The 14,469-nt window shown below is 70.6% G+C and carries 16 protein-coding genes; 6 read left to right on the top strand and 10 right to left on the bottom strand.

Annotation, left to right across the window (positions count from 1 at the left end):
• The first annotated feature begins 14 nt into the window (after nucleotides 1–14).
• From ACIBI4_RS06370 to ACIBI4_RS06350, 5 genes are all read left to right on the top strand, one after another.
• Nucleotides 15–326 carry an urease subunit beta gene (locus ACIBI4_RS06370; protein WP_399202455.1) on the top strand — a complete coding sequence of 104 codons (312 nt, stop codon included), beginning with the start codon at nucleotides 15–17 and terminating at the stop codon, nucleotides 324–326.
• A complete protein-coding gene (locus ACIBI4_RS06365) occupies nucleotides 319–2,040 on the top strand; it encodes an urease subunit alpha (protein WP_399202454.1) in 1,722 nt (573 codons plus the stop codon). The genes ACIBI4_RS06370 and ACIBI4_RS06365 overlap by 8 nt, the downstream gene beginning before the upstream one ends.
• Nucleotides 2,041–2,097: 57 nt before the next feature.
• Nucleotides 2,098–2,772: an urease accessory protein UreF gene (locus ACIBI4_RS06360; RefSeq protein WP_399202453.1), complete on the top strand. Its 675-nt coding sequence runs from the start codon at nucleotides 2,098–2,100 to the stop codon at nucleotides 2,770–2,772.
• Between the two features lie 83 nt (nucleotides 2,773–2,855).
• Complete coding sequence (ureG, locus tag ACIBI4_RS06355) at nucleotides 2,856–3,542, top strand: urease accessory protein UreG (RefSeq protein WP_399202452.1); 687 nt, start codon at nucleotides 2,856–2,858, stop codon at nucleotides 3,540–3,542.
• Nucleotides 3,539–4,342, top strand: coding sequence for an urease accessory protein UreD (locus ACIBI4_RS06350; protein ID WP_399202451.1), 804 nt, complete (start codon nucleotides 3,539–3,541; stop codon nucleotides 4,340–4,342). Before ureG ends, ACIBI4_RS06350 begins: the two co-directional genes overlap by 4 nt.
• 21 nt (nucleotides 4,343–4,363) lie before the next feature.
• On the opposite strand, the gene ACIBI4_RS06345 is transcribed toward ACIBI4_RS06350, so the two are convergent.
• The 3 genes from ACIBI4_RS06345 to ACIBI4_RS06335 all read right to left on the bottom strand — a co-directional run bounded on the left by ACIBI4_RS06345 (nucleotide 4,364) and on the right by ACIBI4_RS06335 (nucleotide 6,258).
• Nucleotides 4,364–4,849, bottom strand: coding sequence for a YbaK/EbsC family protein (locus ACIBI4_RS06345; protein ID WP_399202450.1), 486 nt, complete (start codon nucleotides 4,847–4,849; stop codon nucleotides 4,364–4,366).
• A 40-nt stretch (nucleotides 4,850–4,889) separates the two neighbouring features.
• Nucleotides 4,890–5,603 (bottom strand): lysophospholipid acyltransferase family protein, encoded by a 714-nt coding sequence (locus ACIBI4_RS06340; RefSeq protein WP_399202449.1) that lies wholly within the window; start codon nucleotides 5,601–5,603, stop codon nucleotides 4,890–4,892.
• Between the two features lie 100 nt (nucleotides 5,604–5,703).
• On the bottom strand, nucleotides 5,704–6,258 hold the full coding sequence (locus ACIBI4_RS06335; RefSeq protein WP_399202448.1) for a cytochrome b: 555 nt from the start codon (nucleotides 6,256–6,258) through the stop codon (nucleotides 5,704–5,706).
• Between the two features lie 150 nt (nucleotides 6,259–6,408).
• Here ACIBI4_RS06335 and ACIBI4_RS06330 point away from each other — a divergent pair, with 150 nt between their 5' ends.
• Nucleotides 6,409–6,795, top strand: a complete 387-nt coding sequence (locus ACIBI4_RS06330; RefSeq protein ID WP_399202447.1) for an SSI family serine proteinase inhibitor — start codon at nucleotides 6,409–6,411, stop codon at nucleotides 6,793–6,795.
• A 9-nt stretch (nucleotides 6,796–6,804) separates the two neighbouring features.
• Here the strand turns inward: ACIBI4_RS06330 and ACIBI4_RS06325 are convergent, their stop codons facing one another.
• The 7 genes from ACIBI4_RS06325 to ACIBI4_RS06295 form a co-directional block, all read right to left on the bottom strand.
• Nucleotides 6,805–9,192 (bottom strand): ATP-binding cassette domain-containing protein, encoded by a 2,388-nt coding sequence (locus ACIBI4_RS06325; protein ID WP_399202446.1) that lies wholly within the window; start codon nucleotides 9,190–9,192, stop codon nucleotides 6,805–6,807.
• Nucleotides 9,193–9,224: 32 nt separating this feature from the next.
• Nucleotides 9,225–9,569 carry a VOC family protein gene (locus ACIBI4_RS06320; RefSeq protein WP_399202445.1) on the bottom strand — a complete coding sequence of 115 codons (345 nt, stop codon included), beginning with the start codon at nucleotides 9,567–9,569 and terminating at the stop codon, nucleotides 9,225–9,227.
• A gap of 75 nt (nucleotides 9,570–9,644) precedes the next feature.
• On the bottom strand, nucleotides 9,645–9,803 hold the full coding sequence (locus ACIBI4_RS06315) for a hypothetical protein (protein WP_399202444.1): 159 nt from the start codon (nucleotides 9,801–9,803) through the stop codon (nucleotides 9,645–9,647).
• A 260-nt stretch (nucleotides 9,804–10,063) separates the two neighbouring features.
• The gene (locus ACIBI4_RS06310) at nucleotides 10,064–11,020 is read right to left on the bottom strand and encodes a cytochrome c oxidase assembly protein (RefSeq protein ID WP_399202443.1); all 957 of its coding nucleotides are present in this window, start codon (nucleotides 11,018–11,020) and stop codon (nucleotides 10,064–10,066) included.
• 134 nt (nucleotides 11,021–11,154) lie between these two features.
• The gene (locus ACIBI4_RS06305) at nucleotides 11,155–12,180 is read right to left on the bottom strand and encodes a 6-phosphofructokinase (protein ID WP_399202442.1); all 1,026 of its coding nucleotides are present in this window, start codon (nucleotides 12,178–12,180) and stop codon (nucleotides 11,155–11,157) included.
• A gap of 153 nt (nucleotides 12,181–12,333) precedes the next feature.
• Nucleotides 12,334–13,062: a type 1 glutamine amidotransferase gene (locus ACIBI4_RS06300; RefSeq protein ID WP_399202441.1), complete on the bottom strand. Its 729-nt coding sequence runs from the start codon at nucleotides 13,060–13,062 to the stop codon at nucleotides 12,334–12,336.
• Between the two features lie 22 nt (nucleotides 13,063–13,084).
• On the bottom strand, nucleotides 13,085–14,344 hold the full coding sequence (locus ACIBI4_RS06295) for a MurT ligase domain-containing protein (RefSeq protein WP_399202440.1): 1,260 nt from the start codon (nucleotides 14,342–14,344) through the stop codon (nucleotides 13,085–13,087).
• Nucleotides 14,345–14,469 lie beyond the last annotated feature (125 nt).

The raw sequence follows: 14,469 nt of genomic DNA, 5'->3' as shown, positions 1-14,469 counted from the left end.
GGGGAGTCCTGCCGATGATCCCCGGAGAGATCCTTCACGCCGAAGAAGCCGTGGTCCTCAACCCCGGCCTCGACGTCACCCGGCTCACCGTCCTCAACTCCGCCGACCGGCCCGTCCAGGTCGGCTCCCACTACCACTTCGCCGAGGCGAACCCGGGTCTGGAGTTCGACCGCCCGGCCGCGCACGGCAAGCGGCTCAACATCGCCGCGGGGACCGCGGTGCGCTTCGAGCCGGGCATCCCGGCCGAGGTGGAACTCGTACCTCTGAAGGGCCTGCGGCAGGTGCCCGGGCTGCGCGGCGAGACGGCGGGAGCGCTCGATGCCTGAACTGACACGTGCCGCCTACGCCGACCTCTTCGGCCCCACGACCGGCGACCGGATCCGCCTCGCCGACACCGACCTCCTGATCGAGATCGAACAGGACCGCGCGGGCGGCCCCGGACGCGCCGGTGACGAGGCGGTGTTCGGCGGCGGCAAGGTGATCCGCGAGTCCATGGGCCAGTCCCGGGTGCCGCGCGCCGAGGGTGCGCCGGACACGGTCATCACGGGTGCGGTGATCCTCGACCACTGGGGCATCGTCAAGGCCGACATCGGGATACGGGACGGCCGGATCACCGGCATCGGCAAGGCGGGCAACCCCGACACGATGGACGGGGTGCACCCGGACCTGGTGATCGGGCCCGAGACCGAAGTCATCGCGGGCAACGGGAAGATCGTCACCGCCGGCGCCATCGACGCCCATGTGCACTTCATCTCGCCGACCCTGCTCGACACGGCGCTCGCGAGCGGCATCACCACCCTCGTCGGCGGCGGCACGGGACCGGCGGAGGGCACCAAGGCGACCACGATCACGCCCGGTTCGTGGCATCTGGAGCGGATGTTCCAGGCGCTCGACTCCACCCCGCTCAACATCGGCCTGCTCGGCAAGGGCAACACGATGTCCCGCGACGCGATGCACGCCCAACTCCGGGGCGGAGCCCTCGGGTTCAAGATCCATGAGGACTGGGGTGCGACCCCCGCCGTCATCGACGCCTGTCTGACGGTGTGCGAGGAGACCGGCGCCCAGCTCGCCATCCACACGGACACGCTCAACGAGGCCGGGTTCGTGGCCGACACGCTCGCCGCCATCGCCGGACGGTCCATCCACGCGTACCACACGGAAGGCGCAGGCGGAGGGCACGCACCCGACATCATCACGGTCGTCTCCGAGCCCAACGTCCTGCCCAGCTCGACCAATCCGACCCGTCCGCACACCGTCAACACCGTCGAGGAGCACCTCGACATGCTGATGGTCTGCCACCACCTCAACCCGGCGGTTCCCGAGGATCTCGCCTTCGCCGAGTCGCGGATCAGGCCCTCGACGATCGCGGCCGAGGACATCCTGCACGACCTCGGCGCCATCTCGATCATCTCCTCGGACTCGCAGGCCATGGGCCGTATCGGCGAGGTGATCCTGCGGACCTGGCAGACCGCGCACGTGATGAAGAAGCGGCGCGGCTTCCTGCCCGGCGACACCCGCGCCGACAATCTCCGGGCGCGTCGCTATGTCGCCAAATACACGATCAACCCGGCTGTGGCGCAGGGCCTCGACCACGAGATCGGCTCGGTCGAGAGCGGGAAGCTCGCGGATCTGGTGCTGTGGGACCCGGCGTTCTTCGGGGTGAAGCCCCGGCTCGTCATCAAGGGCGGCCAGATCGCGTACGCGCAGATGGGCGACGCCAACGCCTCCATCCCCACACCGCAGCCGGTGCTGCCGCGTCCGATGTTCGGTGCGCTCGGCAAGGCGCCCGGGAAGGGCTCGTTCAACTTCGTGGCGCAGGTCGCGCTGGACGCCGGACTGCCCGAACGGCTCGGCCTGGACAAGCAGTTCACCGCCATCGGCTCGACCCGTGGCGTGACGAAGGCCGACATGCGGCAGAACGACGCACGGCCCGCCGTGCACGTCGACCCCGACAGCTTCGCGGTCACCATCGACGGTGAGGCTGTGGAGGCGGAACCGGCGACCGAACTGCCCATGGCCCAGCGGTACTTCCTCTTCTGATCCCGTCCCGATGCCGAGCCCACTCCCGACCGCGGTCCGCCTCCCCGAGGAGCACCCATGAGCAGAGCCGCCTTGCTCGTCCTCGCCGACGGGCGCTTCCCCGCCGGAGGGCACGCGCACTCCGGGGGCGCCGAGGAAGCGGTCGCCGCCGGGCGGATCACGGGCGCGGAGTCCCTCGAGGCGTTCTGCCGCGGCCGGCTCGCCACGGCCGGTCTGGCCGCGGCGGGCCTCGCCGCCGCGGCCGCGCTCGGGCTCGACCCGCTCGCACTCGACGAGGCCGCCGACGCCCGTACCCCCTCGGCGGCCCTGCGCACGGCGGGCCGCAAGCTCGGACGCCAGCTCCTGCGCGCGGCCCGCGCCACCTGGCCCTCACCCGAACTCTCCGCGCTCGCCGCCGCCCGCCCGCGCGGCGCCCACCAGCCGGTGGTGCTCGGGCTCACCGCGAAGGCGGCGGGACTCGGGCCCGAGGACGCCGCGTACTGCGCGCTGTACGAGAGCGTCAGCGGACCGACCACAGCGACCGTACGACTGCTCGGTCTCGACCCGTTCGAGGCCACCGCGGTCCTCGCCCGGCTCGCGCCGGCGATGGACGAGAGCGCGCGGTGCGCCGTGGCGGCGGCGCACCGCGCGCTCGACGTGGGCGTGGACGCGCTGCCGCGGGCCGCCGCACCGCTCCTGGAGACCGGCGCCGAGGCGCACCGCGCCTGGCCGGTCCGGCTCTTCGCCTCGTAGCACCTCGTCCTCGTAGGGCCTCGTCCTCGTAGGAGGACCCCGTAAGACCTCGTAACACCCCTTCACCGCTACGGAGTTGCCCGATGCACCTCGACCACGCAGGCACCTATCCCGAACGCCACACCCACAGCGCCGAACCCATGCGCCCCGACGGCAGCCGCCGCGCCCTGCGCATCGGCCTCGGCGGGCCGGTCGGCTCCGGCAAGACCGCGACCGTCGCCGCCCTGTGCCGTGCCCTGCGCGACACGGTGTCGCTGGCCGTCGTCACCAACGACATCTACACCCGCGAGGACGCGGACTTCCTGCTCCGTGAGGCCGTCCTGCCGCCCGAGCGGATCGCGGCCGTGGAGACCGGGGCCTGCCCGCACACGGCGATCCGCGACGACATCTCCGCCAACCTCGAAGCCGTCGAGGACCTGGAGGAGGCGATCGGGCCGCTGCAGCTGGTCCTCGTCGAGTCCGGCGGCGACAACCTCACCGCCACGTTCTCCAAGGGCCTGGTCGACGCCCAGATCTTCGTGATCGACGTCGCGGGCGGCGACGACATCCCGCGCAAGGGCGGCCCCGGCGTCACCACCGCCGATCTGCTCGTCGTCAACAAGACCGACCTGGCGCCGTACGTCGGCTCCGATCTGCAGCGGATGGCGCGCGACGCGAAGGAGCAGCGCGATCAACTGCCGGTGGTCTTCCAGTCGTTGCGCTCCGAGGACGGTGTGGCCGAGGTGGCGGCCTGGGTGCGGAACAAGCTCGCCGCGTGGACCGAGGCATGACGACCGAGATGCTCGGCACCGCACCGGCGCAGGTCGTTCCTTCGCTGTCCGGTATCGAGGCCACGGCCCGTATCACCGCATGTCCCGGCCCCGACGGCACGACCGTCCTGCCCGTCCTCGAAGGCGAAGGCCCGCTGGCGGTACGGCGCGTCCGTACGGTGGCCGGTGAGGCGCGGGTCGCGCTGGTCGGCGCGATGAGCGCCCCGCTCGGCGGCGACCGGCTCGCGGTGCGCGCCACCGCGGACGACCATGCGCGGCTCCACGTCGCCTCGACCGCCGCGACCATCGCGCTGCCGGGCCCGCGCACCGAACCCGCCTACTACGACGTCGGGTTGAAAGTCGGTCGCGGCGCCATCCTGCACTGGCTTCCCGAGCAGCTGATCAGCGCGCACGGCAGTGATCTGCACGTCACGACCCGTGCCGAGATCGCCGAGGGCGGTGTTCTGGTACTCCGCGAGGAGCAGGTGCTCGGCCGCAGTGGCGAAACACCGGGCCGGCTCACCAGCCGTCTCCAGGTACGCCGCGCGGGACGGCTGCTGCTCGACCAGGAACTGTCCTGCGGGCCCGGCGCCCTCGCGGGCTGGGACGGACCCGCCGTGCTGGCGGGCCTGCGGGCGACCGGTCAACTCCTCGTCGTACGCGATGAGTTCGCCGAGGAGTCGCCCGAGCCGCGGCCGCTGGGCACCCATGCGTCGCTCACTCCGCTCGCGGGGCCCGCCGCCCTCGTCACCGCCGTCGCGGCGGACGCGCTGGCGGTACGGCGGATCCTGGACGAAGCGCTGCTGCTGCTCCTTGCGTGAGCGCGGGCATCCAAGGACGCCTCAGCCCGCGATCGCCTCGGTCCGCGGCTCCGCGATGGCGACGTAGTCGGCGGTGCTCAGGGCGAGCGAGCGGTCGAGGCGGGCCGCGTTGAAGAACAGCTCCTCGTGCTCCAACAGGGCAGGATCCACGACGAGTTGCAGCTCGGGGTCGAACGAGAACGGCAGGATCGTGCCGCTGACGCTCCCGGAAAGACGCTCGGCCACCTCGGGCGTGGCGAAGCCCGCGTACACCCCGCCGAGCAGCGCCTTCACCGCACCCAGGTCGACGCGCCGGTCACCGGGGACGACCGCGAGCACATACGCCTTGGTCTTCTTCGTGAGCTTCACCATCACGACGATGCACTTCGCGGCCTGCGCGAGCGTGTTGCCGCGCAGTGTGCTCACGGCCTCCGTGGCGCCCTCGGGCTCGTGCTCGATCACCCGGTACCGCGCGCCGCGCTCATCGAGCAGCCCGATCAACTTCCCGTACTGCTCGTGCTCGCCCACGCGCCCGCCTTCCGTCCGTGATCCGCGGTGATCCCTCACCCTAACTCAGCGGCATCCGGCGCGACTTCTTCGCCGCCTCCTGCTCCTCAGCCTTCACGACCGCCGCGTACCGGTCCACGTACTCCTGCCCGGACAGTTCGAGGATCGCGTACATGATTTCGTCGGTCACCGCCCGCAGCGCGGCCTTCTGGTTCTCCATCCCCGCGTAGCGCGAGAAGTCGAGGGCCTCGCCGAAGCGGATGGTGACCGGCCGCAGGCTGGGGATCTTCTGGCCGGGCGGCTGCGCCTCGAACGTGCCGATCATCGCGCACGGCACCACCGGCACACCGGCCTTGAGGGCCATCGCCGCGACGCCCACCTTGCCCTTGTACAGCCGCCCGTCGTGCGAGCGGGTGCCCTCGGGGTAGATCCCGAGCAGCTCGCCCTTGGTGAGCACCCCGAGCCCTTCGCGGATCGCCGCCTGGCCGGCCTCCTTGCCGGAGCGGTCGACGGGGATCTGCCCGGCGCTGCGGAAGAAGAACGCCGTGAGCCGGCCCTTCAGGCCCGGCCCGGTGAAGTACTCGGCCTTCGCGAGGAAGGTGATCCGGCGCTTGAGGATCGCGGGCATCAGGAAGTGGTCGGAGAACGAGAGGTGATTGCCCGCCACGATCGCCGCGCCCGTGTCCGGGACGTGCTCGAGCCCTTCGATGCGGGGCCGGAACATCAGCCGCAGCAGCGGTCCGAGCAGCACATACTTCAGGACGTAGTAGAACATTGGCGGCTGTTCCCCGTTTCCGTTGTCGCGGCGCTGTACCTGCTGGTGCGGTGGCCCCGAGCCGACACAGTGTAGATCCCGGCGGGGCACGGCGTAAGTTTCACAGCATCCGCGACAGCAGACCGTCCCGGAGCAGCAGCTGGTGCTTGAGGACGAGGCCCAGATGGAGCGTCAGCGCCGCGAAGAACAGGACGTGTGCGGCGACATGCGGGGCGACGGCCCCGTCGTCCCCGCCGAGCAGCAGCCACAGACCGGTCGCGGGCATCGCGAACGTTGCCAGATGCAGGGCCCGTTCCGTCCAGGTCGCCAGCACCCTCTCGTACGGACGCAGGGTCGGCGCCCACGGCGGCAGCGGCGTCGACACCCGCCAGAGCAGACGCAGCGCGGCGAGTACGAGGATGGTCACGCCGAGGACCACGTGCACGGTCAACAGGGCGTCGTCGCCGAAGACTTCATAGCCGTCCTCGCCACCGCGCCCGCGCCCCCGGCCATGTCCGGACCCCTCGCCGCGGCCCCGGCCCCGGCCGCGGCCATGGCCCGCATCGTCCGGGTCCATGACGTATCCGATGGTGAACTGCACGGCGAGCGCCGTGAACACCAGCCAGTGCAGGGACTTGGTGACCTTGCCGTAGCCGTGCGGCCCGTTGCGCAGCACACGTCCCCCTGACGTCGGGCGGCACCCGGGGCGCCGCCGGTCCTCTTCCGGAGGACGTCACGGCGCGGCCGCTTGGTTCGGCGGCGCGGTTCGGGTGCGCTGGCGGGACGCCTCGCAGATCCCGCCAGCCTTCCCCGTACCGGAGGTTCGATGCGTCCCCGCGCCGCTGCACTGGTCACGCTCACCGCGGCCCTCACCCTGGCCGTCCCCGCGCACGCCGACGAACCCGCCCCGCGTCCCGGTGTCTTCCTCACGGTCTCGGGGTCGGACAACACCTGGATCCGCGGCCTGGAGCTGGCGTGCCCGCCGGAGCCGTCCGACCACCATCCGCGCGCCGCCGAAGCCTGCGCGGCGCTCGACAAGGCCGACGGCGACCTCGACCGGCTCCCGGGCACGGACCCCGTGTGCAGCAAGGAGTACGACCCGGTGACCGTCACCGCGAACGGCACGCACGCTGGCCGGACCGTCGCCTGGGAGCGCACGTACGCGAACGACTGCCTGCGCCGCGCGGCGACCGACCCGGTCTTCGCCTTCTGACCGGGCCGCTCAGACCCCGACGTACTCCGCCAGATGCTCACCCGTCAGCGTCGACTTCTTCTTCACCAGCTCCGCGGGCGTCCCCTCGAAGACGACCTTGCCGCCGTCGTGTCCGGCGCCCGGGCCGAGGTCGATGATCCAGTCGGCGTGCGCCATCACGGCCTGGTGGTGCTCGATGACGATCACCGACTTGCCGGACTCCACCAGTCGGTCGAGCAGCCCGAGCAGCTGCTCCACGTCCGCGAGATGCAGACCCGTGGTCGGCTCGTCGAGCACGTACACCCCGCCCTTGTCGCCCATGTGCGTGGCGAGCTTGAGGCGCTGGCGCTCACCGCCGGAGAGCGTGGTGAGCGGCTGGCCGAGCGTGATGTAGCCGAGGCCGACGTCCTGCAGACGCTGCACGATCTTCAGTGCGGCCGGGATCTGCGCCTCACCCTCGGAGAAGTACGGCCCGGCCTCGGACACGGGCAGCGCGAGCACCTCGCTGATGTCCTTGCCGCCGAGCTTGTACTCGAGGACCGAGGCCTGGAACCGCTTGCCCTCGCACTCCTCGCAGGTCGTCGACACACCGGCCATCATCGCGAGGTCCGTGTAGATGACGCCCGCGCCGTTGCATGTGGGGCAGGCGCCCTCGGAGTTGGCGCTGAACAGTGCCGGCTTGACCCCGTTGGCCTTGGCGAACGCCTTGCGGACAGGCTCCAGAAGACCGGTGTACGTGGCCGGGTTGCTGCGCCGCGAACCGCGGATCGCGCTCTGGTCGACGGAGACGACGCCCTCGGCCGCCGGGATCGAACTGTGGATCAGCGAGCTCTTGCCGGACCCGGCGACACCCGTGACGACGGTGAGCACCCCGAGCGGGATGTCGACATCGACGTTCTGCAGGTTGTTGGCGCCGGCGCCGCGGATCTCCAGCGTGCCGGACGCCTGGCGGACCGTGTCCTTCACGGCGGCCCGGTCGTCGAGATGCCGCCCGGTGACCGTGTCACTGGCGCGCAGCCCGTCGATGTCGCCCTCGTAGCAGACCGTGCCGCCGCCCGTACCGGCGGCCGGGCCGAGGTCCACGACATGGTCGGCGATGGCGATGGCCTCCGGCTTGTGCTCGACGACGAGCACCGTGTTGCCTTTGTCGCGCAGCCGCAGGAGCAGGTTGTTCATGCGCTGGATGTCATGCGGGTGCAGTCCGATGGTCGGCTCGTCGAAGACATACGTGACGTCGGTGAGCGAGGACCCGAGGTGCCGGATCATCTTCACGCGCTGCGCCTCGCCGCCGGAGAGCGTGCCCGCCGGACGGTTCAGCGAGAGATAGCCGAGGCCGATCTCCACGAACGAGTCGAGCGCCTGCTGCAGCGCCGCGAGCAGCGGGGCGATCGAGGGCTCCTTGAGCTTCCGCACCCACTCCGCGAGATCCCGGATCTCCATGTCGCAGGCGTCCGCGATCGAGATCCCCTTGATCTTCGCCGAGCGCGCGCCCTCGGTCAGCCGCGTGCCGTCGCACTCGGGGCAGACCTGGAAGGTGACCGCGCGGTCCACGAAGGCGCGGATGTGCGGCTGCATCGACTCGCGGTCCTTCGACAGGAAGGACTTCTGGATCTTCGGGATCAGACCCTCGTACGTGAGATTGACGCCGTTGACCTTGACCTTGGTCGGCTCGTGGTGGAGGAACGCGTGCCGTTCCTTCTTCGTGTACCGGCGGATCGGCTTGTCCGGGTCGAAGAAACCGGACTCGCGGATGATCCGCACGACCCAGCCGTCCCCGGTGTACGTGGGGATGGTGAACGGGTCCTCGTTGAGCGACTTGGAATCGTCGAAGAGCTGCGCGAGATCGATGTCGGAGACGCTGCCGCGTCCCTCGCAGTTCACGCACATACCGCCGGTGCGCGTGAAGGAGACCTTCTCCGTCTTGGTCTTGTCCGCACCCCGTTCGACCGTGAAGCCGCCGCTCGCCGAGACGGTGGCGACGTTGAACGAGAACGCGCCGGGCGGGCCGAAGTACGGCTTGCCGAGGCGGCTGAAGAGGATCCGCAGCATCGCGTTGGCATCGGTGGCCGTGCCCACGGTCGAGCGCGGATCGGAGCCCATGCGCTGCTGGTCGACGCTGATGACGGTGGTCAGACCGTCCAGGACATCGACCTCGGGCCGCGCCATCGTGGGCATGAAGCCCTGCACGAACGCGCTGTACGTCTCGTTGATCAGCCGCTGCGACTCCGCGGCGATCGTGTCGAAGACGAGGGAGGACTTCCCGGAACCGGAGACACCGGTGAACACCGTGAGCCGGCGCTTGGGAATCTCGATGCTGACGTCCTTGAGGTTGTTCTCACGCGCGCCGTGCACCCGGATCATGTCGTGGGTGTCGGCCGCGTGCACCGCGGGCGACTGCGTCTTCTTCCGCGTGGCCATGTCTGCTCGTTCCCCGGCTTCCTGTAGTGCTGTCAGTCCTGGAGGAGACCGAGGACATTCCCGTCGACGTCGGTCACGGCGGCCACAATACGGCCGCCGCCGACTTCGTGCGGCTCTTCCGTGACGCTCGCCCCGGCGGCCGTGAGTTCCGCGAGCTTCGCCGCCAGATCGGCGACCTTCCAGTAAGCGACCGGCGCGGTCAGGCCCTGCGGGCCACCGCCCGGCACCAGTCCGACGTGCTGGCCGCCGGCCTCGTATCCGACGTAGTACGGACCGTCCACGACCGGCGCGACGCCGATCAGCGCGGTGTAGACCGCCTTGGCCTTCGTGAGGTCGGCGACGGGGTGCAGGACGACGGCGATTCCTTCAGTAGTCATGCAGCCCAAGCTAGCCGCGCTCCCGCGGACCCCGCTTCTCGAAAACTGACCGGTCGCGGCCGCCGCCGCGCGGCCTCAGGAATTACGGGACATCACCATGGCCACCGTGATCAGCCCGAGGACGACCCAGCCGAACCACAGCCAGCCGTTACTGCCGAGCGCCACCGTGTAGGCCGTCACACTGACGAGCCCTGCGACGGTGATCACACCCATCGCCTTCGTGGTTCCGGGCATCGCGACACCCTCCTCACGCCAGGCCGGGGCATATGCCCGGGCTGCCTCCTTGAGGCCATCGTCCCTTGTCGGAGGTGGTTCCCGCCAGCATTCGGCGAAGATCGGCCCCATCCGTACCAGCAAGGTCCTCGGCAACTGGTGAAGCCCCGCAGACGGGGGACGCTGCGGGGCTTCACTGGGTCCAACGGGCGACGCGGGGGAGGAGTTCCCGTCCGGCGCCGTTGGTTTCGGGTCATTCTGCGGGGGTTCGGACGCGGCCGCTAGGACTGCTGACCGCGTGCGTTCAGCGAGGCCAGATAGGCGTTGTACGCCTCCAGCTCCTTGTCGCCGTCGCGGTCGGCGGCGCGGTCCTTGCGCCGGGCCTCGCGCTCCTCGGACTTGCGCCACTGAAACATCAGCGCCACCAGGACGACCACCGAGGGGATCTCGCTGAACGCCCAGGCGATACCGCCGCCCGCCTCCTGGTCGGCGAGTGCGTCGATGCCGAGCGAGGCCGGCGGGTTCATGTACGTGCCGACCATCGGCTGGGACGCCATCATCAGCGCGATCCCGAAGAAGGCGTGGAAGGGCATACCGGCGAACAGCTCCAGCATCCGCATCACGTAGCCGGGGCGGTGCGGACCCGGGTCCACGCCCATGATCGGCCAGAAGAACACCAGGCCCACCGCGAGGAAGTGCACCATCATCGCGATGTGCCCCGGCTTGGACTCCATCAGGAAGTCGAACAGCGGCGTGAAGTACAGCCCGTAGAGGCTCGCGATGAACATCGGGATGGTGAACGCGGGGTGCGTGACCACCTTCATGTAGCGGCTGTGCAGCAGCATCAGGAGCAGCTCGCGCGGCCCCTTGCGGCCCCGGCCCGCCACCGGCATCGCGCGCAGCGCGAGGGTGATCGGGGCGCCGAGCAGCAGCAGGATCGGCGACAGCATGCTGATCACCATGTGCTGCACCATGTGCACGCTGAACATGACCATGCCGTAGTCATTGAGGTTCGTGCAGGTCACCAGAGCGATCGTCAGGACGCCGATGACGAAGGACACGCTCCGGCCGATCGGCCAGGAGTCGCCGCGCCGCACGAGCCGCAGCACGCCGTACCCGTACAGGAGCAGGGCGAGCAGGCAGGAGATGAGGAAGAACGCGTCGAACGACGGCTGCAGCCCCCGCCCCAGCGTGAACGGCGGCAGATCCACCATCGTGCCGTGTCCGCTGTGATCCATCCGCTGACTCCTGATTCGTGCCCGTTGTCCGCACCAGAGTAGAACCGCCCCCGGCCACGTCTGCGGCCGGGGGCGGTCACTTCTGCGAAGCGGCGGAGCTCAGAGTGCGCACGCCTCCACGGAACGGCGGTCGCTCAGAGCACGCACTCGGCCTCGGCGTAGCGCGCCTCGGGAACCGTCTTCAGCGTCTCGACGGCCTGCGCCAGCGGGGCCATCACGATGTCGGTGCCCTGCAGCGCCGTCATCATCCCGAACTCGCCGCGGTGCACGGCCTCCACGGCGTGCCAGCCGAAGCGCGTGGCGAGGACACGGTCGTACGCGGTGGGCGTACCGCCGCGCTGCACGTGACCGAGGATGACGGGCCGCGCCTCCTTGCCGAGCCGCTGCTCCAGCTCGATGGAGAGCTGACGGGCGATCCCGGCGAAGCGCTCGTGACCGTAGATGTCCTTGCCGCCCTCGTCGAACTCCATCGTGCCCGCCCGGGGCTTGGCGCCCTCGGCGGCGACCACGATCGCGAACTTCTTGCCCGCTTCGAAGCGTGCGCCCACGCGGGCCGCCAATTCCTCGATGTCGAAGGGCCGCTCGGGCACGACGATCGCGTGCGCGCCGGCCGCCATGCCGGAGTTGAGCGCGATCCAGCCGGTGTGCCGGCCCATGACCTCGACGATCAGGACGCGCTGGTGCGACTCGGCGGTGGTCTTGAGGCGGTCGAGCGCCTCGGTGGCGACGCCCACAGCCGTGTCGAAGCCGAAGGTCACGTCCGTGACAGCGATGTCGTTGTCGATCGTCTTGGGCACGCCCACGATGGGCAGCCCGTTGTCGGAGAGCAGCCGGGCCGCCTTCAGCGTGCCCTCGCCGCCGATCGGGATGATCGCGTCGAGACCCAGGTCGGCCAGATGCCCCTTGGCCCGCTCGACGCCGTCCCGCAGATGCTCGGGCCGCACCCGCGAGGAGCCGAGGATGGTGCCGCCGCGGGCGAGGATGCCGCTGACCGCGTCCAGGTCGAGCTTGCGGTAATCACATTCGAGGAGACCCTTCCACCCGTCGTGGAAGCCGATGACCTCGTCGCCATGGTCGACGACGGCGCGGTGCACGACCGAACGGATCACGGCGTTCAGGCCGGGGCAGTCGCCGCCGGAGGTGAGGACACCAATACGCATGGCCCAAGAACCTTTGCAACGTGGGCGGATGGCCGGACCACGCTGTCCGACGACAAGACCCCGTCACCCTACTAGTGGGAAGTGACGGGGCCGAATCGGGTCCGCTGGGCGGACGTTGGAGTTCCCTACGATTGCATCCGAGCGTTCCTGCGCTCAGGCGGGCTGCGTCGCGGCCGCGATCCGCTCGTTGCGGAGCGCCTCGTACCACCGGTCGTCGGTGGGCGGCAGCGCGTTCACGTCGAGCGCCAGCTTCAGGAGCAGATCGGCGATCTGCGGGTTCCGCGCGAGCACGGGACCGTGCATGTACGTGCCGAACACCGTGTCGTTGTACGCGCCTTCGGTGCCGTCCCCCGTGCCGTTGCCCTTGCCGAGCCGCACGTGCGCGAACGGCTTGGCGGACGGGCCGAGGTGCGTGATGCCCTGGTGGTTCTCGAAGCCGGTCAGCTGTGGGAGCCCGAGCGGGGCATCGATGTCGGCGAGCACGTCGCCGACGCAGCGCTCGCCCTCGCCGCGCGTGGAGATCACATCGAGCAGACCGAGGCCGGGCTCGCGCTGGCCGAGGTCGTTGATGAACTCGTGGCCGAGGATCTGGTAGCCGGCGCACACCGAGAAGATGATCGCGCCGTTGGAGGCCGCGCGCTGCAGATTGCCGTCGCGGCGCAGCCGCTCGGCCGCGAGCCGCTGCGGCCGGTCCTCGCCGCCGCCGATCAGATAGATGTCGCCGGAGGTCGGCACCGCCTGGTCGCTGCGGACGTCGTAGCGCTCGACGTTGAGTCCGCGCTGACGGGCACGGCGCTCGACGACGAGGGCGTTGCCCTGGTCGCCGTACGTGGAGAGCAGGTCGGGGTAGACCCAGACCAGGCGCAGGCTGTTGTCGCTCATGTTCCTCAAGTCCTTACGCGGGTCAGTTGCCGACGCGGCGGCGTACGTCCTGGAAGGCGGTGTAGTTGGCGATCAGCTCGATCCGTCCGGGCGGCGCCGTCTGCACGGCCTCGTCGACGGTGTCGCAGACGCGGAAGTCGAGGCCCGCGACCTCGAGGCGGACCGCGAGGTCGAGGCGGCGGTCGCCGATCACGAAGATCGGGTGGCCGGCCAGCCGCGTGTAGTCGACGTCCCACAGCCAGGAGGTGTCGGTGCCGTCGGCACCCCGCGCGTTCACCGAGAGGATCACCGGGGTCGGCGGCGGGTCGATCAGCGAGAAGGTCTCCAGCCAGCCGGCCGGGTTCTTCGCGAGCAGCAGGCGTACGTCACGGCCGAGGAAGCTCACCACGTCATAGCGGCCCGCGACGGCCTGGACCTGGTACATCCGCTCCAGGGCGACCTGCGGCGGCACACCGAACACGGCGGCGACGGCGGCCGAGGTGGCGGCGTTGGCCTTGTTGGCGCGGCCCGGCAGCTGCAGGTGGATGGGCCAGGCCGAGCCGTGCGGGTCGAGCACGTAGTCGCCGGACAGTGCCCAGCTCGGCTGCGGACGGCGGAAGCCGCACTCGCCGCAGAACCAGTCGTCGCCGGGGCGCTGCATCACACCGCCGCAGGAGGGGCACGACCAGGCGTCGTCCTTCCACTCCTGGCCCGCGGCGACCCAGACGACGTTCGGCGAGGAGGAGGCGGCCCACACGATCAGCGGGTCGTCGGCGTTGGCGATCACGACGGCCTTGGAGCCGGACAGGCCCTCGCGCCACTTCTCGGCGAGCATCCGGGTCTCGGCCGCGCGGTCGAGCTGGTCGCGCGAGAGGTTGAGGAGCGCGATGGCCTTGGGGGAGACGTCACGGGCCACGCCCGCGAGGTACTTCTCGTCGACCTCGATCACACCGAACTTGGCGTCCGAACCGCCGGCCAGCGCCGAGGTGATGCCCGCCGGCATGTTCGCGCCGAGTGCGTTGGACACGACCGGGCCCGCGGCGCGCAGCGCCTCGGCGATCAGCCGGGTCGTGGTGGTCTTGCCGTTGGTCGCCGAGACGAGCACCACATCGAGGTGCGTGGCGAGCCGGCCGAGCAGGTCGGGGTCGAGCTTGAGCGCCACCCGGCCGCCGATCACCGATCCGCTGCCACGGCCCGCGGCCCGCGACACCGCCGCGGCCGCCTTGCCGGCCGTCACGGCGAGCTTCGACCGGGGCGACAGCGGCTCCGCGCTGCCCGGGTGTCCTGCCTGTGGCTGTGACATGGGGTCCTGCTCCTCCTTGCATCCGGCGCCGCGCCTGCCTTCGGCACTGGTCCGGGTCAGCCTACCGAGATCCCCCGGCGGCCCCGCACGGCGCCACCACCAGGCACGGTGCGCGCAGGCGGTCT

The sequence above is a fragment of the Streptomyces sp. NPDC050418 genome (assembly GCF_044458745.1).
Classification (GTDB): domain Bacteria; phylum Actinomycetota; class Actinomycetes; order Streptomycetales; family Streptomycetaceae; genus Streptomyces.
The sequence above is the reverse complement of the archived record's forward strand: the minus strand, read 5'-3'. Positions and strand labels throughout refer to the sequence as shown.